Raw genomic sequence first — 20,944 nt, 5'->3', positions numbered from 1 at the left:
AACCGGGACCGCGCGTCAGTCCTCGTACGCGATCCGGCGGGAGTCCGGCGACCACTCGAGGCCGAAGATCCCGCGCTTGCGGAACGGGATCAGCATCCGTGGCTTCTGGCCCGGCGTCATGAGCGCGAGCGCGGTGTCGCTGTCGGCGTTGTAGCTGCGCAGCACGACCGCGAGCTGCGTGCCGTCGGGGGACCAGACGATGCCCTCGACGTTCTCGCCGGCCGCGACCGGCGTGCCGAAGCGCTGGTCCTCACCGCTGACCACCACCTCCTCGCCTGAGGCGACCGCGATCCGCTCACCGGCGGGCGCCCACGCCTCGCGGGAACCGTTGATCCCGAGTCGGTGGCTCTTGCCCGAGGCGATGTCGAGCACGCGCATCCAGCCGGTGGAGCCGCCGGCGTACACCAGGCGGTCGCCGGCCGGGGAGAACGCTTCGAAGGAGACGCCGTAGAGGCCTTTGCCGTCGAGGCGCCGGAGGATGCGGCCGGAGGCGGCGTCCGCGACCCGCAACGTCTCACCCTTGCGCTCCCGCGCGAAGTAGGCGACCCGCGTGCCGTCGCGCGACCAGGTGAGGTTGAGGCTGCTCTCGTAGAGGTCGTCGCCTTCGGCGAACTGCGGCAGCTTCGCGAGCCGGCGACCGGAGGCCACGTCGCGGATCACCACGCCGCCGCGGTCGCCGCGCAGTCCCTGGCCGTGGTCGTAGAGCGCGGCGACGCGCGTCCCGCCCGGGCTGAGCACGGCGTCGAACGCGTCCGGCAGCCGCCGCAGGAGCTTCCCGCGCCCGCCGGCCACCGGGTAGCGGCGGACTTCGACTTCCTCACCGAGCGACTCGTTCGCGACGCCGATCAACGCGGAGCCGTCGGCCGTCCACTCGAGCGACGTCCAGCCCTCCGCGGGGGAGTCCTTCACGAGGGTCGAGCGCTTGCCGCTCTGCACGTCGATGACCTTCAGCGCGGCTGACGCCGGCGCGGCGGCCGCGAGCCACGCGCCCACCACCACGAGCAAACCACACTTTCTTGATCGACAAATATGAGAGTCTCGCCGAGCGCTCATCTTCTCCTGCCACGGTCCCGCCGTTGCTCGCACGTTGCGAGCGGGTCTACGGAGGGATCTATGAAGCTATTGAAAGCGCGTGCCGCCGGCGCCGCACTGCTCGTACTCGGCGTGGCCGCCGGGCCGGCGCTGGCCTCGGCGCCCGGCGTGTCGGTGAGCTCGGTCAGCTCGCTGGCGCCGAACGCGCGCGCCGGCACGGTGCGCGGTGAAGTGGTCAACCGGACCTCGCGCGCGGTCACCGCGCCGGTCAGCGTGCGCGTGCAGCGCACGGGGGCGAAGGCGCAGTTCGTCGGCACGACCACGGTGAGGGTCGCCGCGGGCGCGACGAAGGCGTACACGCTGGACGTCAAGCTGCCCGCGGGGCTGAGCCGCGGCAACTACTACCTGGCGGCGTGCACGCCGTCGCTGACGGAGGCCGACGGCCTCGGGTGCGCGACGAGCGAGCGCGACATCCGCATCCAGGGCGGCACGCCCGTCCGCGGCTCGGCCGTTCGCCTGCCGGCCGCTCGCACCGCCGGTGCCCGTGCGGCAGCCGCCGAGGACTGCACCTCGGGCGCCCACACGCTCGCCAAGCCCGGCGACCGCGTGTACCCGGACATCGGCAACGGCGGCTACGCGAGCCTCCACAGCGACGTCTTCATCAACTACGACGCGCTCACGAACCTGTTCCTGCCGGGCACGCACGTGGACCTGCAGCAGCGCTCGACGCAGTGCCTGAGCGACTTCAGCCTCGACTTCGATCGCAAGAACGGCGTGACGAGCGCGACGGTGCCGGGCCCGGACTTCACGGTCGGCTCGGTCACGGTCAACGGCCAGCCGGCGACGTTCAAGTTCGCGCAGCCGACCTACCCGGGCGACCCGAACGGGCAGGACGATCCGGACCCGCTGGCGCACCGCACCGGCCTCACGATCCCGATCAACGCGGCCAACCCGAACCCGCCGGCGTGCCCGCCGATCAACAGCCAGGCGGCCAACCAGAACCTGCCGTGCGGTGAGACCAAGCTGGTCATCACGCCGAGCGCGCCGATCCCGTCCGGCACCGACTTCACGGTCACGGTCAACTACACGGGCCGCCCGGGCGTGCGTCCGTCGCCGACCGGCACCGAGGGCTGGTTCCGCAACAACACGGCGGGCAGCCAGGGCGCGATGGTCACCTCCGAGCCGACCGGCACCGAGGCCTGGATGCCGCTCAACAACCACCCGTCCGTCAAGCCGACGTACGACATCTACGACACGGTCACCAAGGGCAAGCTCGCCATCGGCCCGGGCCGCCTCGTGACCTCCGGCGACGACGCGCCGAGCACGAACTTCCCCGACGGCTCGACGAGCTACCACTGGAAGTCCAGCGAGCCGATCGCGAACTACCTCGTCGAGAACAGCGTCGGCAACTTCGACTACTCGTTCCGCGACGGCGCGAACGACGTCGTCTACTTCGAGGCGCAGGACTCCGGCATCACGGCCGCGCGCAAGGCGCTCAACCGCGTCGCGATGGACCAGCAGGAAGCGATCACGCACTTCCAGGAGTCGATCACCGGCCCGTTCCCGTTCAACGCGAACGGCATCGTGGTCGCCCTGCCGAGTGCCTCCTTCGAGGAAGAGATGCAGACGAAGATCGTCTTCGTCGGCGGCACGATCGGCGGCGCGCAGGGCACGAACATCAACACGTTCGCGCACGAGAACATGCACCAGTGGTGGGGCGACAACGTCGCCGAGGGCGCGCCCAAGCTGATGTGGTTCAAGGAGGGTCAGGCGACGACGGCCGAGTACTACCAGACGGCTCTCACGGCGGCCAACGCGGCCGGCGGCCAGGGCACGACGGCCGGTGACGCAGCCTTCGAGGCTTCGCTCGTGGCTCGCTTCAACACCAACTACAACAGCACCAGCACGACGTTCTGGAACACCGCGCCGAGCAACCCCACGTCGGTGACGATGAACGGCACGTCCAACGCCTACACGCGTCCGGGCACGTCGTACCTCGCCCTGCGCGCGATCCTCGGCAAGGAGAACTACAACGCCGCGCTCCGGCACATCCAGGTCGCCTACCGCGGCGGCTCGATGGAGGAGGCGCCGCTGAAGGCCGAGTTCCACAAGTACCTCCCGAACCAGTCCCCGGCCTGCCACAACAAGCTCGAGGAGTTCTTCAAGCAGTGGTGGGACACGCCGTACACGGGCTCGCCCGCGGCCGGCAACAAGCCGCAGATCACCGGCCCCGGCCTCGCCGGCGGCGGCTTCTACGACGCGACGGGCGGCTGCGCGCCGTACGGCGTCGACGTCCCGGGTTCGGCCGGCGGCGACGTCGCCGCGACCCTGTCGTTGACGCTGGGCACGCCGGCCACGTTCGGCACGTTCACGCCGGGCCTGGAGAAGGAGTACACGGCCGCGACCACCGCGAACGTGATCTCCACCGCGGGTGACGCGGCGCTGACCGTGAGCGAGCCGGGCCACCTGGTCAACGGCGCGTTCTCGCTGCCGGAGCCGCTGCAGGTCGCGTTCTCCAAGTCGGCCTGGAACGCGCCGGTCTCCAACGACACCGTGGACATCGCGTTCAAACAGCGCGTGGCATCGACGGACGCGCTGCGCACGGGCGCGTACAGCAAGACGCTGACGTTCACGCTGTCGACCACCACGCCGTAGACGGACAGGAGGCCGGGGGCCGCGGCGGCGTCACATGCCGCTGCTGTGGAACTCGGCCTCCGGCGTCCCCTTGTGGGCGGGGGACTGCCACTCCTTGTCGAGGATCGTGAAGTCGGCCGTGATGCCCTTGACCTCGCGCTCTTGAGGGGTGCCCGTGAAGATGTCCTTGAAGACGTCGTCGAGCGCCCGGTTGAAGCGGACGGCCAGGAGGGTGCTGCCGTCGAGCTCGGGCTGGCTCAGCTCGGAGTGCGCTTGGCCCTGGATGTCGCCGACGCCGGCCGGCGTCTTCACGGTGCTCGTGGCCTTGTCGCGCTCGGTGAGCTTGCGGTTCCCGTAGCCCAGTGCGGCTCCCTCTTTGGCGTTGAAGCCGATCCGCGTGGCACCGGGCGCGCTCATCCAGCCGGGCACGGCGATGTCCTCGCCGGTCTGCACCATGGTGTGCGACGTCCGCTCGTCGTCCATCGTCAACGACGTGTGCACGCGCTGGTAGGCGCCCTTGTCGTTGCCGAGGTAGCAGCGCAGCTCCGTCTCGTTGCCCGCCTGGGTGTAGAGGTGCGTGATCAGGCGGTTCGCGCCCCCGACGCTGAGCTGGGGTTTGACCAGCAGCGGGATCTTGGTCATCTTCACCGACCCGTGGCCCTCGCCCTTGCGCTGCTCGGCCCTGGCTTCACCCAACGCCTCGAGGCGGGCGAAGATCGTGGCCTGGTTCTGGTTCGGGGTGTTCGCGACGTTGCCCATGAGGCCTTGGGCGCGCGCCTCGAAGGCCCGGAAGCGCTCCGCGGACTCGAACTGCTTGATCAGGTCGCCCTTCTTGGTCAGGTGCGTGTCGAGCCACGGTCCGACCGGCAGCGGGCCGGTGATGGCCCACGAGCCGGCCTTGGGGGACGTGCCCGCGCCCTCGAAGACCTTCGCGCCGAGCAACGCCTTGAGCTGCTTGACGCTCAGCGTCCGGGTGCCGACGTCGTTGCCGTCGGCGTCCTCGAGCTTCAGGGTCCAGATGCTCTCGCCCTGGATGACGGTGGCCCGCGTGGGCGTGTACGGCTCGGGCGCCTGCGGCGGCTGCTGGCCGGGCACCGCGTTCGGCGTGGCCCCGGCGTCCGCCGACGGCGCCGCCTCGTCGCTGAGGTCGAGCTTCGCCGCGTCGATCTTCTCGATCTTCGTGCTGCCGTCGAAGGTGACCTTGTAGGTCTTCTTGTTCTGGATCCCGACGATCGTCCCGAGCTTGGTGCCCATGCGGACGCGCTGCCGGTTGTCGGCGTATTCGTCGTTGCCGCCGTCGATCGCGCGCTGGAGCGTGGCGTGCTGCGCCCGCGTCTGGACCATGCGGGCGACGGCCTGGTTGCCTGCGGACCGCTGCAGCGCGAGCAGCGCGTGCGGATCAGGTGCCGGCTCCTCCGCGCGCCGGCGCTCGTCGCGCGGTTTCTCCGCCGTGTCAACTGTTCGCAGCATCAACACCGTGACTCTTTCAGGCTGCGTACGCGAAACGCGGCGATATCGCTTGCTAGAGCGAAATCCCACGCCTATCCGTGTCAGGCTTCAGACGATGGTGATCGGCGTGCCGACGGGCGTGAACGTGTAGAGCCTGGTCATGTCGGCGTTGCGGACGCGGACGCAGCCGTGCGACGGCCGGCCCGGGATGAGCTCGGGCTGGTCCGTCCCGTGGATGCCGACGACGCCGCCGCCCGGCCAGTCGGAGACCTTCGCGTAGGCCGAGGTGCCGAGGGCGTAGGCGCCGTACATCGGCGCGTTGGTCAAGCGGAGCTTCTCGCGCACCCAGAAGTGGCCGGCGGGCGTGGGCGTGGACGGCTTGCCGACACCGACGCGGGTCTTGAAGACGGTGCGGCCGGCCTTCGTGAGCGTCAGCGTGGCCGTCTTGCGGTTGACCGTGATGCGCGTGTCGACGGTGTTGAGCGGACCGAGTGCCGTGCGCCGGACCCAGCCCGTGCGACCGTTCGGCCGGCCGGGGACGCGGACCTTGACCCAACCGTCGCGGCGTTGCAGCACGAGGTACACCTCCGCCAGCTTGTCCTCGGTGAGAAGACGCGTGGTCGCGACGCGCTTGGCGGCCGTGTCCGGCTGGGCGCGGATGGCGACGATGTTCACCGGGTGCGCCCACGTGCTCGCGCTCGCCGGGGCGGCGAACGCGAGCGTCGCGGCGACGATCAGCCCGTGAAGTGCGGGGAGACGGCGCCGGTTGCGCACTTGGAGAAGCGGATCGTGAGCGTGCGCGCCTTCGTGCCGTCCGTGAACGTCACGCGCGCGGTGACCTTGTGCGTGCCGCGCTGGAGCTTGGCGACGCTGATCTTGCTGGCCGCGCGGGTGCCGTTGCGCGTCGCCTTGACCGTGCGGACCTTCTTGCCGTCGACGCGGAAGACGACGGTGCGGAGGCTGCGGCCGGAGACCGTGGCGGTGCGCGTGGACTTCACGCAGCCGGCGAGGCCGGTGAGCTTCGCGGTGCCGACGCGACGGGTCTCGGTCGCGGCGAGGATGCCGCCCTCCGCGGCCGGCGTCGGCGACGGCGTGACGGTTGCCGCGGCGGGCGTGGCCGGGACCGGCGTGGCCTCAGGGAGCGGCGTCGTCGTGGGGGACGGCGTCGGCTCGGGCGAGACCGTCGGGGCCGGCGTGGGGGTCGGGCTCGGCGTGGGCTCGGGCGAGGGGGTCGGCGTTGCCGTCGGCGAAGGCGTGGGGCTCGGGGTCGGGCTGGGCGTCGGCTCGGGCGTTGGGCTCGGCGTGGGCTCGGGCGTCGGGCTGGGCGTCGGCGAAGGCGTGGGGCTCGGCGTCGGGGTCGGGCTCGGCGTGGGCTCGGGCGAAGGGGTCGGCGTCGGCGTCGGGCTTGGCGTCGGCGTGGGGCTTGGCGTTGGCGTGGGGGTCGGCGTTGGCGTTGGCGTCACCTCCGGCAGGTCACCCGCGAACGGCGCGTGGTGGATCTCGCCGCCGCCCGTGTGGCTGAAGCTCGCGGCGATCACGCTGCCCTCGACGTTCGAGCGCGTCAGCAGCGACACGGCCGCGCGCGGCGCCAGGATCGTGCCTTCCACGGTCGCGCTGCTCGGGTCCAGCGTCAGGCCCGTCGCGTTCGGGAACGCGAGCAGGATGCGCTTGGCCTGCGTGAGGCCGATGCCGGAGAAGTTCGGCGCGCGCCAGGTGCCGGTGGTCCAGTCCGGGACCGCGATCACGAGGGTCGCGTCACTCGGCATCGAGCGGAACGTGATCGTGCCCAGCCTGCGCAGCTGGTCGGCGGTGAGCCGCCACACGTTGGTTCCCGACGAGAGCCGCAGGTAGGGGTCGACGGTCCCGGCACCGCTCCAGCTCAAGGGGTCGCCGTTGGCGTTGGTCGGCGTGACCGTCGGCGTCAATGCGCCGTACGCGTCCGCCTCGGCGCGCAGCGACGTCAACGCGCCGGCGAAGTCGATCGCGTTCGCGGGCGCGCCGAACATCGTCGACGACGGCTGCCCGGTGTTGAGCGCGATCGCCCCGCTCGCACCCGCGCGGGTGATCGAGGCCGTGCCGCCGCTCGTCGCGCCGGTCAGCCCCGCACCGTCCACGACACGCGCGTACTGGTTGTTGTTGACCGTCAGCCGTCCGCCGTTGAAGCGCACGGTCCCGCCGACGTAGAGCGCGAACGGCTTGCCGTCGATCTTGTACGGGCTCGCGTTGTTGTTGCCGACGCGGTAGTCACCGCCCGCGGGCAGGAGGAGGTCGCCGCCGACGGCCATCGAGCCGTCGTTCTCGTTGCCGGTGACCGTGGCGTTGCCGGCGCTGAACACGGTCATCCCGCCCGCCGCGGACAGGGGCGCGGCCGAAGCGGTGGCAGGCAGGACGAGGAGGGCCGACAACGCGGGCGCAAGCAGGCGCCAACGCCGTCGGGAGACGAAGCGTTCCGGCATCGGAACTCCTAAGGAGCGAGAGGGGAGCGGCCGCGATGGAGGGGGAGTGCGGCCAACGTCCACAGTAGTACGCGCTGCAACTGCTTTATAAGGATTGGCCAAACCTGGCCAGATGTTCGGCCCGCGAAGAGCCTGACTGGCAAATATCTTCCTAAGACGCTAAAGTGTCTTCCATGGAAGCAACTTGGCGATGGACACTGATCACCGCGATCGCGCCCGTCGCGTGGGGCTCCAACTACTACGTCACGCGCGAGTTCCTGCCCGCCGACGCCGCGCTGTGGGGCGCCGCGATCCGGGCGCTGCCCGCCGGGCTGCTCCTGCTGCTCGTCGCCCGGGCCCGTCCGCGCGGTGCCTGGTGGTGGCGCTCGGCGCTGCTCGGCGCGATGAACGTCGGCGCGTTCTTCGCGCTCATCTACCTGGCGGCACAGCGGCTGCCGACCAGCATCGCCTCGACGATCATGGCCGCGTCGCCGATCGCGCTGATGCTGATGGCCTGGGCGATCGTCGCCGAGCGCCCGCGTCTCATCCCGCTCACCGGCGCAGCCATCGGGATCTCCGGCGTCGCGATCATGCTGCTCGGCGGCGGCGGGACGATCGACCCGCTCGGCGTCGCGGCCTCCGTCACGGCGATGCTCATGTCCGCGGCCGGCTACGTGCTCGCCAAGCGCTGGAGCGGCGAGGTCGAGCTGCTCGCGTCCACGTCCTGGCAGCTCGTCGCGGGTGGCCTGCTGCTGCTCGTGCCCGCGCTGCTGCTCGAAGGCGCGCCGCCCGCGCTGGATGCGCAGGCGACGCTCGGCTTCGCGTACGTCACGGTGATCGCCACGGCGGTCGCCTTCGTGGCCTGGTTCGGCGGCCTCAGCCATCTACCGGCGTCGACCGTCGGGCTGATCGGGCTGCTGAACCCGGTGACCGGCGTGCTGCTCGGGACGGTGCTCGCGGGCGAGCTCCTCAGCGCACGTCAGGCGCTCGGGATTGCGCTCGTGCTCGCCGGGATCCTGGTCGGCCGGGCCAAGCGGCGCGTGTCGCGCGTCGTCGCCAGGCCGGTCGCGTCGGCGGCGGCGAGCGCCTGCCAGTCGGCCATGCCCGCGCCCGGGAGCTCGCGCCGGTAGCCACACGCGTAGAGCGTTCCCGCGACCCCGCCTTCGCACAGCGGCGCGGTCGCGTTACGGAGGCCTGCTCGACTCCCGGTGGCGGTTCACCGCCGACGATTCACCGGTTGACCCGTCGATGCGGGGGTCCGGAAAACAGGAGGCTTCCACTCGCAGCAGCAACCTCCCCAAACGAACCGCAAAGGACCTCCTCCCAATGATCATCCGTGGCTTCCTCGCTCTCGCCGTCAGCGCCGTCCTCGGCATCGGCACGCTCGTCGTCGTCAACAACGCCTCCAACGACGCCAATGACACGGCGAAGGAGATCACCCGCCAGTCGCTCGAGTACCAGAAGGAGGCCCTGAAGGACGCCGACGCGCAGACCAAGGCCGCTCAGGAGAGCATCGAGGACGCGGTCGACACGGCCACCGAGCAGTCCGGCGCCGACGCCGACGCCATCCAGGAGGACGTCGCCGAGCAGATCGACGCGGCGACGAAGCAGATCGAGGAGGCGACGAAGTAGTCGCTACGCGACCCGGACGACGACCCCGGTGGTCCCCGTGAGGACGGCCGCGACGCCCGCCCGCAGGGCGTTCGCGGCCCGCTCCGGGGTGAACGTGGCCGGGTCGTAGGAGTCGCGCATGCCGAGGCCTTCGCCGCGGAACGCGGCGCCGGGCCAGTTCGCGGCGGTGACGTTGAACGTCGGCTCCGCGATCTCGGCGCCCAGCACCAGGAACTGCCGATCGAGGTGGTTGGCGCTGACCAGGGCCAGCGGGTCGATGAGGCCGTTGCCGGCGGCGATGATCAGGTCCGGCCCGAGCTTCATGGCGGCGACGATCGGCGCGATGTGGTCGCGGCGATCGGTGGCGTCGACGGTCTTGAGCGACACGTCCTCGTCCTCGGCCCAGCGCGTGACGGCGCTCTCGAGCGTCTTGGTCGACGCGTCCTCGCCCGTGCTGAGCAGCACCACGCGGTAGCCCTTGGGCGGGTGGACCTGCTCCCAGGACCCGGGGCGCGGCGTGATCGTCGCCTCCGGCGCGGGCGGCGCGTCCGGGTCGATGAAGCCGGCGCCGAGCTCGCCGACGGCGGCGGGCTTGCCGTGGGGCTCGGACCAGTCGTCAGCGGCGGCGCAGCCGCACAGCAGCGCGGCCGCCAGGGCCGTCACGAGCAGAGAGCGCAAGGACACGCAGGAGAGCGTGGCGGCTCGTCGGTGTAACTCAGAGGGTCGTTCACACACCCTTCACAGGTCATCGATGTGTGACAGCAGATCATGCGGCACCCGACTCGGTGACCCCATGGTTAGACACTTCTCACATAAAACTCTCACAATTGCGCTGACGCTAGGCATTGTTCTCATATATGCCTCATCTGCGTTCGCACACGGGTTCAGCTCCGTGGTGTACGTGGACGCAAGCTCGGGGGAGCGCGACCACGTGCACACCGAGCTCGGGCTCGAGTACGACCTGCTGGTCGTCTCCGCCGCCGACTTCGAGCACAACGACGCGCTCTTCAACGACGGCACCGCCGCCTTCGAGGGCGGCGAGCCCACGGCGCAGGCGGCCGCGCTCGAGCAGCACGCGGCCACGGTCGTCCAGTACGTCGCCAACCGCTTCAGCGTCACCGGCGACGGCGAGAAGTGCACGCCGACCAAGCGCGGCGCGATCACGATCGAGCAGCGCGACGGCGTGCCCTACGCGTACCTGCCGCTCGACTTCGCCTGCCCGCCGGACGTCAAGGCGCACGAGCTCACGAGCAAGCTGTTCCCCGGCTCGGAGAAGTACGTCCGCAGCACGAACACGATCGTCACCTACGAGGAGCTGGACCTCCAGCACGGCACGGCCAGCCTGAACTCCAGCCACCCGTCGTTCTCCACGCAGCAGAGCCGCTTGGAGGAGTACTGGCAGTTCTTCCGCCTCGGGGCCGAGCACCTCTACACGGGCATCGACCACATCCTGTTCCTGCTGGCGCTGATCGCGGGGTCGCGCCGCCTGCGCGACATCATCGCCGTCGCCACGACGTTCACGATCGCGCACTCGGTGACGTTCATCCTGGCCGCGCTCGGCTTCGTCAGCGCGCCCGCGTCGGTGATCGAGCCGATCATCGCGCTGTCGATCTCGGTCGTCGCCGCCATGACGCTCTACCGGCTCTGGCGGGGCGACGACAGCGACCCGCGCGAGCTCGACTGGCCACGGCTGGCGCTCGTGTTCGTCTTCGGCCTCGTGCACGGCCTCGGGTTCGCGTCGGCGCTCGGCCTGGACCGGGACTTCTCCTGGTCGCTGCTGTCGTCGCTGCTGGTGTTCAACCTCGGCATCGAGACCGTGCAGCTGGCGATCATCCTCGCCGTCTTCCCGGTGCTGATGTTCCTCCGTCGTCGCCTCCCGCTCGCCGGGTTGTCGGCCACCGGTGCGATCGCCACGGGTGTGTGTGCCATGGGCCTGCTGTGGTTCGTGCAGCGCGTTGCCGGCGTGTGAACGTCTCACTCATATTCGACTCATTCACAGGAACCGGGTTGTTCACACCGATGTACTCGCGTCTGAAGGAAGCTGCGGCCGGTCTATGTCGCAGCACTCAAACTGACGAAGGAGAAACGTCGGTGAAGTTTTCACACACACCGCGGGCGATGGCTGTGGGTCTTGCCGCCATCACCGCAACGGCAGCGCTGGGTATCGGAGGGATCACGATCGCCGGCGCTCAGGCTCCGGCGACGTCGTCCGCGATCTCGCTCGGCGTCGGTGCCAACGCGTCGCAGCGGGTCGTGTCCTGGTACACGTCCGCCAACACCGCGCAGTCGGTGCAGGTCGCCCCGACCGCCTCGCTGACGGACGGCGCGTTCCCGGCTTCCGCCACGACGTTCGCGGCGACGGTCGCCGCGAACACGGTCAACGGCGGCTTCAACGGCCACGCCATCCTGAGCGGCCTGCAGGAGGACACCGCGTACTCGTACCGCGTGGGCTCCGAGGGCTCCTGGTCCGCCACGTACACGTTCAAGACGCAGAAGTTCAAGGGCGAGTTCGACTTCCTGTTCTACGGCGACCCGCAGATCGGCTCGTCGGGCAACGTCCCCAAGGACGGCGCCGGCTGGGAGGACACCCTCAACGTGTCCCTCGCCGCCAACCCGAACGCGGAGCTGCTCGTCTCGGGCGGCGACCAGGTCGAGACGGCCAACACCGAGTCCCAGTGGGACGCGTTCCTGAAGTCCGACAAGCTGCGCCAGTACCCGTGGGCGGCCACGATCGGCAACCACGACGTCGGTGGCAAGGCGTACGACCAGCACTTCTGGACGCCGAACACCGACCGCTCCGCCGACTACTACTCGGGCAGCACGAGCACGCAGTCCGGCGGTGACTACTACTACGTCTACAAGGACGTTCTGTTCATCCACCTGAACTCGAACGCCTACGCGGGCACCAAGGACGCGGCGCACGTCAAGTACGTCACGGACACCGTCAACGCCCACGGCTCCGAGGCCAAGTACACGGTCCTCGTGTTCCACCACGCGATCTACTCGCCGGCGTCGCACGCCAACGACGGCGACAACAAGCAGCGTCGTCAGGACTTCCCGACGGCGTTCTCGAACCTCGGCGTGGATCTGGTCCTCGCCGGCCACGACCACAGCTACTCGCGTTCGTACGCGCTCAAGAACGGCCAGAAGGCCAACGCGTCCGAGCAGCCGGGTGCCGCGCAGGTGGTCACGGGTCCCGGTGGCGTGATCTACGTCACGGGCAACTCCGCCTCGGGCTCGAAGTACTACGACATCACCAAGCCGGTCGCGGGCGAGTTCGGCCCGGACCCGCTGAACCCGAACTCGCACTACGCGAACTCGGTCGAGAACCAGGAGCACGTCCGCACCTACGTGCGCGTCCAGGTCCGCAACGACAAGCTCGTCGTCGAGAACGTCCGGTCCGGCACGTGCGCCGCTCCGAACTCGGCGGTCGAGAACGGCTCCTGGTGCGGCCCGAACGGCGGCGCGTCCCCGGCCCAGCCGGTCGGCTCGATCGTCGACAAGGTCACCATCCACGCGGCTGAGGCCAACACCGACGCGCCCGTCGGTGGCACCGTCCCGGCCACGCTGTCCCTGACGCTCGGCACGCCGGCGACGTTCGGCGCGTTCACGCCGGGCCTCGAGAAGGAGTACTCGGCCGCGACCGACGCCACCGTGATCTCCACGGCCGGCGACGCCGCGCTGACCGTCTCCGACCCCGGTCACCTGACCAACGGCGCGTTCTCCCTCCCGGAGCCGCTCCAGGTCGCGTTCTCCAAGTCCGCGTGGGCCGCTCCGGTCTCCAACGACAAGGTCGACGTCTCGTTCAAGCAGCTCGTGAAGTCCACCGACGCCCTGCGCACCGGTGCCTACACGAAGTCGCTCACGTTCACGCTCTCCACGACGAACCCGTAGGAGCATGACGTTGCGCCCGATCAGCCCCCGCGTCGTCGTCGTGTTGTTGCTCACGCTGGGGCTGGTCGGGTCGCTCACCCGGCCGGCCGCGGCCGCGGACTGGACGCTCGCCCCGGCCGACACCACCTTCGGCTCCGGCCGACAAGCCTTTCGCTACACGCTCAACCCCGGCGGCACCCTCGAGGACGCCGTCGCCGTGTTCAACACCGGCGCCGCGCCGCTCGACGTCACGCTCCGGGCCGCCGACGGCGTCCCGGGCCTCGAGCTCGCGCAGGCGGCCGTGACCGTCCCGGCCGGCGAGACGGCCGAAGTGCCCTTCACCCTGACCCTGCCGCAGGACGCCGAGGCCGGCGACCGGGTCGGCGGCATCGTCGCGGCCGGTGGCGGCAGCGAGGCCACGGCCGCGATCAACCTGCGCGTCGGCGGTCCGCTCACGCCTTCGCTCGTGGTCGAGGACGTGCGCATGGAGTACTCCGGCGGCGACGCCACCGTCGAGTACACGCTCCGCAACACGGGCAACGCGATCCTCTCCGCGCAGCCCACGGTGTCCGTCAGCGGCCCGTTCGGTCGCTGGAAGGCCGCGGCCGGCAAGCTCCCGGACAGCCCCGCGGTGCTGCCCGGCAAGACCTGGAAGGGGTCCGCGCGCGTGCCGGACGTCACGCCCGCGGTCCGGCTGAGCGCCACCGTCGAGCTCCTGCCCCTGATCACGGACGAGGCCGGTTCGGTCTCCCCGCTCAAGCCGGTGCAGGCGACCGGTCACGCGTTCGCGATCCCGTGGCTGCTGGTGCTCGCGCTGCTCGTCGTGGTCGGCGTCGTCGTCGCCGTCGCGCGCCGGCGTCCCGCCCGGGCGAGGGTGTCGTCGGTTCAACACCTCGGGTAGGTGGTGCGCGCCGCCCGGCGCGCATACAACCCGGGGCGTGTTACAGCTCGCGCTCGGTCACGACCCCTGTCAAGAACGCCCGCTCGGCCAGCCGCACGCGCTTCTGCATCTGCGGCAGGCCGTCCACGCCGAACTTCGCGAACAGCGTGCGCAGATGGCCCTTCACCGCGTCGACCGAGAGGAAGAGCTCGGCGGCGATCTGCTGATTGGTGGCCGGCGTGGCGAACGCGTCCCCGGTCTTGAAGGGGCGGCAGAGCGCGACCAGCACGCGCTTCTGCGCCTCGGTCAGGTCGGCCGCGGTGGCGAGATCCGCGCCGGCCGCCGTAGCCTGCGAAGCGCCCTGCAGCGGCGCGCGGAACTGCACGAGCGTCTCGCCGAAGCGCAGCGCGTCGCCGTCGCGCAGCCGCCGGCGGCCCGCGAGCCGCTCGCCGTTGACGTACGAGCCGTTGCGGGAGAGGCCGTCGTCGATGAGCATCCACTGGCCGCCGGAGACCTCGAGCTCGGCGTGCAGGCGGCTGACGTCCGGGTCCCACGCGAGCGTGAGCGTGGTCTCGGGCGCGCGGCCGATGCTGATCGGCGCCTCGGCCGGGTCCAGCGCGCGGATGTGCTGGGTGCTCTCACCGTCGCGGTAGAGCAGGAACGGCGTGCCGAGGCGCTCGGCGTGCAGGCGCGCCTGGATGTCGACGGGGGAGGGAAGGGCCATGGCCACGGGCGATTCTAGGTCCGGCGGGGTGCGGCTGGTCGTGCTCGACGGGCCGGACAGCGGGCGCGAGTTCCCGCTGGCGGGCGCGTTCGCGATCGCGATCGGGCGGGCGGAGGAGGCGGGGATCGTGATCGACGACGACCAGGTGTCGCGCCGGCACGCGCTCGTGACGGTGTTCGAGGACGGGGCGCGGATCGACGACCTCGACTCGACCAACGGCACGTGGGTGAACGGCGCGCGGATCGCGGTCCCGCATCCGTTGCTCGAGGGCGACGAGCTGCGCGTCGGGGGCACCCGTCTCCGGCTGCTGATTGCGTGAAGTCGGCGTGATCGGACTCACGTTGTCAACACCGCGTCGACAAGCGTCATGTAGTTTGTGGCCGGCACGGATGGGTAGGGCGCGGGCGAAATTCGGCGGGATCGTGGCAGCGGCGCTGTTGTGCGTCCTGCTCGCTCCGGGCGCGGCCTCCGCGCAGCTCACGTGCACGCAGGAGGGCTACACCCGCGAGGCGCCGTACTGCTTCAACGCGCCGGGCACGCGCGCGCCGGGGCCGACGGAGACGCAGCCGATGGCGTCGAGCAATGCCGACGCGCGGGTCACGCCGCTGCAGTCGTGCCCCGACGGCCAGACGTTCGGCCGGACGCTGTGGATGGCCGTGCATCCGCACGCGGCCGGCTCGCTGGCGATCGTCGCGATCGGGATCGACGCGCGGATGGTGATCGAGGACGTCGCGACGGGCGAGAAGGTCTGCTCTGACGATTCCTTCGACGAGGGCTCACCGACGATGCGTGAGAGCCTCGCCGTGCGTGGGCTCGAGGCCGGCAAGACGTACCTCGTGCAGATCGGCGGCCGGACGCGCGGCAGCGGCTCGCCCGCCACGGGCGACTTCGCTTGGCAGGGAGGCTTCGTCCCGGACCCCGCCGGCGGAGGAAGCGGCGGTGGAGGAGGTGGCTCCGGCGGCGGTGGCGGTGGCGGCGGGACCACGACGCCGGGCGGGCTCGCTCCGGACGACCCCGATCCCGACATGGACGGCATCCGCGGCGCGAAGGACAAGTGCCCGGGCAAGGGCACGCGTGGGCGCGACCTCAACCAGGACGGCTGCGAGGACCGCAAGCGCCAGGAGATCGACGTCAAGTGGCGGATCGTCCCGACGAGCGGGCGCGGCGTGATCATGCGCGAGCTGCGGCTGAGCGGTGCGCCCAAGGGCGGGAAGGTCACCGTCAAGTGCTCGCGCGGGTGCAAGAAGCAGACGCTCAAGCTGACCAAGTCGCGGCTGAACGTGAGCGCGAGCAAGCTGCGCGCCGGGCGCCTGAAGCCGGGGACGACGATCGAGGTCAGCGTCGCGCGGCCGGGCTACAACGGCACGACCTACCGCTACACGGTGAAGAAGACGACGATGACGCAGACGTGGAAGCGCTGCCTGCCCGAGGGCAAGTCCACGCCGGTGAAGGGAGCGTGCTACTGACATGCGGACCGTCTTGATCGTGTTGGTGGGCGCAGGCTTGGTGGCGGCGGCGTTCGGGTTGGGGCGCGTGACGCGCGCGGACGCGGAAGCGCCGGTCGTGCCCGCGCGCGCGACGCCGGCGCCGCTGGAGGCGGGAGCGCCGGTGTCGGCCTCGGGCGTGGGCGCGGCGCGGACGATCCCGGCGCTGCGGCCCGTGCGGACGCCGAAGCCGAAGCGGAAGACGACCACGCCGTCGTCGGGCTCGTCGGTGTCGCCCGCGGCCACCGCCCCGCCCGCGGCCACGACGGCTCCGTCGACGCCCCGGCCCTCGACGACCACTGCGCCGCCGCCGGCGAAGCAGCAGCCGTCGAAGCCGGTCGAAGAGATCGGCTGAGCCGTGCTGGCTCCTGGCGACGCCGTCGCCGGCTACCGGATCGACAGCGTCCTCGGGCGCGGTGGGATGGGCATCGTCTACACGGCGACGCAGCTGTCCCTGAACCGCACCGTGGCGCTGAAGTTCCTGGCCGACGTGCTGGGCTCCGATGCCGATTTCCGCGAGCGCTTCCGGCGCGAGGGCCTCATCCAGGCCGCGCTCGACCATCCGAACATCGTCCCGGTGTACGAGGCGGGCGAGGTCGACGAGGGCCTGTTCCTCGCGATGCGGCTCGTCCGCGGATCGAACCTGAAGGAGCTGATCGTCGGCGGCCGCCTCGGCGTGGCGCGGACCTTGCGCGTGCTCGGCCCGATCGCCGACGCGCTCGACGCCGCCCATGAGGCCGGCCTGACCCATCGCGACATCAAGCCGCAGAACATCCTCGTCGGCGCCCGCGACCACGCCTACCTCGCCGACTTCGGCCTGACGAAGGAGGCGGGCGCGACCGGCGTCACCAAGACCGGCCAGTTCGTCGGCACGTTCGACTACGTCGCCCCGGAGCTCATCTCGGGCGAGATCGGCGGCCGCGAGAGCGACCAGTACGCGCTCGCCGCCGTGCTCTACGAGTGCCTGACGGGCGAGGTCCCGTACGTGCGCCTGACCGACGCGGCCTTGCTCTTCGCGCACGTCGGCGACCCGATCCCGTCGGTCACCGAGCGCCGCGACGACCTCCCGCAGGCCATCGACGCCGTCATCGCCCGCGGCCTGGCCAAGACGCCGGGCGAGCGCTTCGAGACGGCCTCGGAGATGATCGCGGCGGCCGCGACGGCGCTGGAGGGCATCGCCGACGACACCCGCGGCCCGTTCGGCGCGCCGATGCCCACCGACGCGCGCCGCTCGCCGACGACCGTGCGCGGCACGACCCGCGCGACTCAGGCCACCCCTGCCTCGCCACTGCGCGCGGTCGCGTCGGCGGTGGCGACCCCGCCGCCGGCCGACGTCGCACCGGAGACGCAGGTCGCCGCGCGCGCACTCGCGCCGGCCACGCCGGCCGTGCCGCGCGAGTCCGTGCCGGAGACGCGCGTGTCGCGGCGCGAGGACGCCGCGGAGACGCCGGTCCGAGACGCGGCCGGCGAGACGCGCGTCGGCGCGCGCGCCGCGGCGGCGGCCGTGCCTGAGACGCGCGTGGGCGAGCGCGAGGTCGTGCCGGAGACGCGCGTGTCGCGCCGCGACGCCGCGGCCGCGCCTGCGTCGCCCGACCGCGCGGTGGCGACCACGGCCTCATCGCGCGACTCGTCGCGCCCCGCCACGCGGCGTCGGCCCTTGGCGGTGGTCGTGGCGCTCGTGGTCGTCGGGGCGGCCGTCGGCGCATTCCTTGCCGGGCGGTCCGGCTCGGGCGAGCCGGTCGCCGCGGCCGCGCCTGTGACGGTCGCGGGCGGCGGTGTGCAGCTCACCGCGCCGACCGGGTGGGCGCGGACGAGCGCGCCGGTGATCCCCGGGCTCGACTTCCAGGCGCCGGTGGCGGTCGGAGCGAAGGAGGCCTGGGCCGTCGCGGGCACGCTGTCCGAGGTGTCCGGGCCGCAGCTGCTGCCGGCGGCGTTCCTGGACGGGCTCGGGACGGCGCCTGCCGCCGACGATCGGGTCAAGCTCGGCGAGCTGCAGGCGGTGCGCTATCGCGACCTGCGGCCGAACGGGTTCGACAAGCCGCTCACGGTGTACGTGGTGCCGCTCGAGACCGGCGCCGCCGCGGTCGCGTGCTTCGCGACCCGGGCGGCCTGCGACCAAACCGCGGCTTCGCTGCAGCTCGACGGCCTGAATGCGCTGCCGGTCGGGCCGAGCAGCGCGTTCGCGCAGGACGTCGACGCGCTGGCTTCCGACCTCGAGGCTGCTCGGTTCAACTCCGCCAAGGCTCTGAACCGGGCCCGCACGCGCACCGCGCAGGCCGACGCGCTCTCGTCGCTGGCCGAGGACTATCGCGAGGCGGCGGCCACCGAGCTCGCCGCCGGCCCGGCCGACACGGCACTCGCGTCCGCGCTGAGCGCGAAGATCTCCGCGGCCGCCGACGCATACGGCGACGCCGCCCAGGCCGCCCGCTCCGGCCGGGAGCGCGCCTACGCGCAGGCTCGCGGCGCCGCTCGCAAGGCCGAGTCCGCCGTCGCCGGGGCGTTCTCGCGCCTCGAGGACGCGGGCTATCGCGTGGGGTGAGTCCGCCGCGTCGGCGAGCGGGTCTCGCGCCCGCGGGGATGGGGTGACCCCCGACGACACCATGGGGTCCTAGAGCGCCGCTCGCCGCGCTCATAGAACTCCGTCCATGACCCCGACGGACACGCACACGCTCCTGGTCACGGACGGCAACGCCAAGGGCCGGGAGATCGTGCTCGGCACCGGCGACTTCCTGATCGGGCGGCTCGCCGACGACGACAACGGCCGCCTGGCCGACGACCCCGAGCTGTCGCGCCGCCACGCGCGCATCCAGGCCACGCCCGACGGGGGCATCGAGATCGAGGACCTCGGCTCGACCAACGGCACGTACGTCAACAACGAGCGCGTGACGACGCGGCGGCGCCTGCAGGCGGGCGACGTCGTCGAGCTCGGCCAGACCAAGCTCAACGTGCTCGACCCCGCCGGTCGGGCCGCGCAGCCGACGCAGTTCGGCCGCGTCCGTCCCGGCGGCCAGGACACGCCGCGCACGCCGCTCCCCGCCGTCCCCGCAGCGGCCGCCAAGCAGCCGACCGTTGCGTCCCGCGCCGTCCCGCGCGCCGCGCTGATCGGCGGCGGCGTGCTCGGCACGCTCGCGGTCGTCGGCGTGGCGGTCGCGCTCGCCTCGTCCGGCGGGGAGGACGACGGGAAGGCGATCAAGAGCCCGATCGAGCCGACCACGCTGACAGTCGCGCAGCAGATCAAGCGCGGCTCGCCGTCCACCGTCGAGCTCTCCACGCGCGGCCCGGGCTTCTCGCGCGGCCGCAAGACGACCTTGAGCGGCGGCGGCTCGGGCATCGTCGTCGACGCCGAGAAGGGCCTCGTGCTCACCAACGCGCACGTCGTCGCGGGCCAGACGTCGATCAAGGCGAAGGTCGCCGACGGCACCGAGATCAGCGCCCGCGTCGTCTCCCAGGCGCCGTGCGAGGACCTCGCGCTCGTGTCGCTCCGGCCGACGCCGAAGTCGCTGGTCGAGGCCAAGCTCGGCAGCTCGGGCAAGGTCGCCGCCGGTGACCGCGTCGTCGCCCTCGGCTACCCGTCCGCGTTCGAGGAGCGGCTGAGCGGCCGCACGCTGCAGGCCTCGGAGGGCATCGTGTCCGCGCCGACCGGCAAGACGTCGCTCGGCGCGGCCTCACCGGCGCTGCCCGAGGTCATCCAGCACCAGGCCCCGCTGAACGGCGGCAACTCCGGCGGCCCGCTGTTCAACGAGCGCGGCGAGGTGGTCGGCATCAACACGTTCAGCAGCGGCCGCAGCTCGAGCCAGAACCAGAACGCCGCGATCGCCGTCGACCGCGTCAAGCAGATGCTTGCCGACCTCGAGGCCGGCAAGAACAGCGGCTACCTCGGCTGGCAGGTGCTCCCGCTCACCGGCGGTCAGCTCCCGCTGCGCCCGCGCACCACCGGCCGCACCGGCAGCGCGCTCGTCGTCCTCAGCGTCGACGCCGGCTCACCCGCCGACAAGAAGAAGTTCGAGTTCGGCGACACGATCTACGAGATTGACGGCACGCCCGTCCGCAAGTTCCAGGACGTCTGCGACATCGTCAACTCCAAGGCCTCCGGCGACACGATCCGCGTCGAGGGCTACCGCTTCCCGCCGCTGTCGCTGTTCGGCGCCCGCCTGAACGCCTTCCAGTCCTCGATCCTGCGCGCCGGCCTGCATTTCAAGCGCACGATCAAGCTTCGCTAAGGCTCAACCTGAGCCTGAGAAGATGACGCGTAGAACGCGAACGCGACGCCGCCGTACCGGCGGACGTCGCCGCGCGTGAGGCGCTGCAGCTCGAGGTCGTGGATCTCCTTCGGGTCGGTCTGCACGACCACGACCCCGTCCTCGGCGAGCCACGCCGGCTCGGCGTCGAGCAGCTGCACCGTCGGCTCCCACAGCTCCTTCCACTGCGGCGGGGCGATGAAGACGACGTCGTAGGGCTCCAGGGGCGGTCGCCGGAGGAACTGGAAGACGTCCCCGGCGACCACCTTCGCGCGGTCGTCGACGCGGGTGTGCTCGAGGTTCCAGCGCAGGTCGCGCAGCGCGACGTCGCCGAGCTCGACGAAGGTCGCGGCCGCGGCGCCGCGGCTCAGCGCCTCGATCCCGACGCCGCCCGTGCCCGCGAACAGGTCCAGGAAGCGGCAGTCGGGGATCCGCGACGTGAGGATGCTGAAGAGCGCTTCCTTCCCGCGGTCGCTGATGGGGCGGGTCCCGTCCGAGGACGGCGGGCGGAGCTTGGTGCCCCTGGCAGTTCCGGTGATCACGCGCATGCCCCACTCACGCTACTTATCTCGCCGCGACGATCC

General features: G+C 71.6%; 18 protein-coding genes. 11 read left to right on the top strand and 7 right to left on the bottom strand.

Annotated elements, in window-relative coordinates; all coding sequences use genetic code 11:
* Nucleotides 1–15: 15 nt before the first annotated feature.
* The gene (locus OJ997_RS18110) at nt 16–1,005 is read right to left on the bottom strand and encodes a WD40 repeat domain-containing protein (RefSeq protein WP_270026595.1); all 990 of its coding nucleotides are present in this window, start codon (nt 1,003–1,005) and stop codon (nt 16–18) included.
* A gap of 108 nt (nt 1,006–1,113) precedes the next feature.
* On the opposite strand from OJ997_RS18110, the gene OJ997_RS18105 reads away from it, so the two are divergent.
* Nucleotides 1,114–3,687, top strand: coding sequence for a M1 family aminopeptidase (locus OJ997_RS18105; protein WP_270026594.1), 2,574 nt, complete (start codon nt 1,114–1,116; stop codon nt 3,685–3,687).
* A 30-nt stretch (nt 3,688–3,717) separates the two neighbouring features.
* Here the strand turns inward: OJ997_RS18105 and OJ997_RS18100 are convergent, their stop codons facing one another.
* From OJ997_RS18100 to OJ997_RS18090, 3 genes are all read right to left on the bottom strand, one after another.
* Nucleotides 3,718–5,136 (bottom strand): hypothetical protein, encoded by a 1,419-nt coding sequence (locus OJ997_RS18100; protein WP_270026593.1) that lies wholly within the window; start codon nt 5,134–5,136, stop codon nt 3,718–3,720.
* Nucleotides 5,137–5,223: 87 nt separating this feature from the next.
* On the bottom strand, nt 5,224–5,889 hold the full coding sequence (locus tag OJ997_RS18095) for a L,D-transpeptidase family protein (protein ID WP_270026592.1): 666 nt from the start codon (nt 5,887–5,889) through the stop codon (nt 5,224–5,226).
* Nucleotides 5,850–7,571, bottom strand: coding sequence for a choice-of-anchor A family protein (locus tag OJ997_RS18090; protein ID WP_270026591.1), 1,722 nt, complete (start codon nt 7,569–7,571; stop codon nt 5,850–5,852). The genes OJ997_RS18095 and OJ997_RS18090 overlap by 40 nt, the downstream gene beginning before the upstream one ends.
* A 173-nt stretch (nt 7,572–7,744) precedes the next feature.
* Here OJ997_RS18090 and OJ997_RS18085 point away from each other — a divergent pair, with 173 nt between their 5' ends.
* Entirely contained in the window at nt 7,745–8,680 is a 936-nt protein-coding gene (locus OJ997_RS18085; protein ID WP_270026590.1) for a DMT family transporter, read from the top strand.
* A 196-nt stretch (nt 8,681–8,876) separates the two neighbouring features.
* The gene (locus tag OJ997_RS18080) at nt 8,877–9,182 is read left to right on the top strand and encodes a hypothetical protein (RefSeq protein ID WP_270026589.1); all 306 of its coding nucleotides are present in this window, start codon (nt 8,877–8,879) and stop codon (nt 9,180–9,182) included.
* 3 nt (nt 9,183–9,185) lie between these two features.
* Here the strand turns inward: OJ997_RS18080 and OJ997_RS18075 are convergent, their stop codons facing one another.
* Nucleotides 9,186–9,839: a type 1 periplasmic-binding domain-containing protein gene (locus tag OJ997_RS18075; RefSeq protein WP_372517910.1), complete on the bottom strand. Its 654-nt coding sequence runs from the start codon at nt 9,837–9,839 to the stop codon at nt 9,186–9,188.
* Nucleotides 9,840–10,062: 223 nt separating this feature from the next.
* Between OJ997_RS18075 and OJ997_RS18070 the strand changes: the two genes are divergently transcribed.
* From OJ997_RS18070 to OJ997_RS18060, 3 genes are all read left to right on the top strand, one after another.
* The gene (locus OJ997_RS18070; protein WP_270026587.1) at nt 10,063–11,130 is read left to right on the top strand and encodes a HupE/UreJ family protein; all 1,068 of its coding nucleotides are present in this window, start codon (nt 10,063–10,065) and stop codon (nt 11,128–11,130) included.
* Nucleotides 11,131–11,279: 149 nt separating this feature from the next.
* Nucleotides 11,280–13,055, top strand: a complete 1,776-nt coding sequence (locus OJ997_RS18065; protein WP_270026586.1) for a purple acid phosphatase family protein — start codon at nt 11,280–11,282, stop codon at nt 13,053–13,055.
* A gap of 4 nt (nt 13,056–13,059) precedes the next feature.
* Nucleotides 13,060–13,935 carry a COG1470 family protein gene (locus OJ997_RS18060; RefSeq protein ID WP_270026585.1) on the top strand — a complete coding sequence of 292 codons (876 nt, stop codon included), beginning with the start codon at nt 13,060–13,062 and terminating at the stop codon, nt 13,933–13,935.
* Nucleotides 13,936–13,975: 40 nt separating this feature from the next.
* Here the strand turns inward: OJ997_RS18060 and OJ997_RS18055 are convergent, their stop codons facing one another.
* Nucleotides 13,976–14,638, bottom strand: a complete 663-nt coding sequence (locus OJ997_RS18055; RefSeq protein ID WP_270026584.1) for an FHA domain-containing protein — start codon at nt 14,636–14,638, stop codon at nt 13,976–13,978.
* Between OJ997_RS18055 and OJ997_RS18050 the strand changes: the two genes are divergently transcribed.
* The 5 genes from OJ997_RS18050 (at nt 14,637) to OJ997_RS18030 (ending at nt 20,342) form a co-directional block, all read left to right on the top strand.
* On the top strand, nt 14,637–14,957 hold the full coding sequence (locus OJ997_RS18050; RefSeq protein ID WP_270026583.1) for an FHA domain-containing protein: 321 nt from the start codon (nt 14,637–14,639) through the stop codon (nt 14,955–14,957). The genes OJ997_RS18055 and OJ997_RS18050 overlap by 2 nt on opposite strands.
* Nucleotides 14,958–15,060: 103 nt before the next feature.
* Entirely contained in the window at nt 15,061–16,104 is a 1,044-nt protein-coding gene (locus OJ997_RS18045; protein WP_270026582.1) for a hypothetical protein, read from the top strand.
* A 1-nt stretch (nt 16,105) separates the two neighbouring features.
* Nucleotides 16,106–16,477, top strand: a complete 372-nt coding sequence (locus tag OJ997_RS18040) for a hypothetical protein (RefSeq protein WP_270026581.1) — start codon at nt 16,106–16,108, stop codon at nt 16,475–16,477.
* A gap of 3 nt (nt 16,478–16,480) precedes the next feature.
* On the top strand, nt 16,481–18,661 hold the full coding sequence (locus tag OJ997_RS18035) for a serine/threonine-protein kinase (RefSeq protein WP_270026580.1): 2,181 nt from the start codon (nt 16,481–16,483) through the stop codon (nt 18,659–18,661).
* Nucleotides 18,662–18,767: 106 nt separating this feature from the next.
* Nucleotides 18,768–20,342 carry a trypsin-like peptidase domain-containing protein gene (locus OJ997_RS18030; protein WP_270026579.1) on the top strand — a complete coding sequence of 525 codons (1,575 nt, stop codon included), beginning with the start codon at nt 18,768–18,770 and terminating at the stop codon, nt 20,340–20,342.
* On the opposite strand, the gene rsmD is transcribed toward OJ997_RS18030, so the two are convergent.
* On the bottom strand, nt 20,339–20,908 hold the full coding sequence (gene rsmD / locus OJ997_RS18025; protein ID WP_270026578.1) for a 16S rRNA (guanine(966)-N(2))-methyltransferase RsmD: 570 nt from the start codon (nt 20,906–20,908) through the stop codon (nt 20,339–20,341). The genes OJ997_RS18030 and rsmD overlap by 4 nt on opposite strands.
* Between the last annotated feature and the right edge of the window lie 36 nt (nt 20,909–20,944).

Source organism: Solirubrobacter phytolaccae (assembly GCF_027587195.1).
Classification (GTDB): Bacteria; Actinomycetota; Thermoleophilia; order Solirubrobacterales; family Solirubrobacteraceae; genus Solirubrobacter; species Solirubrobacter phytolaccae.
Note: the sequence above shows the minus strand (reverse complement) of the source record. Positions and strands in the feature narration are given on the sequence as shown.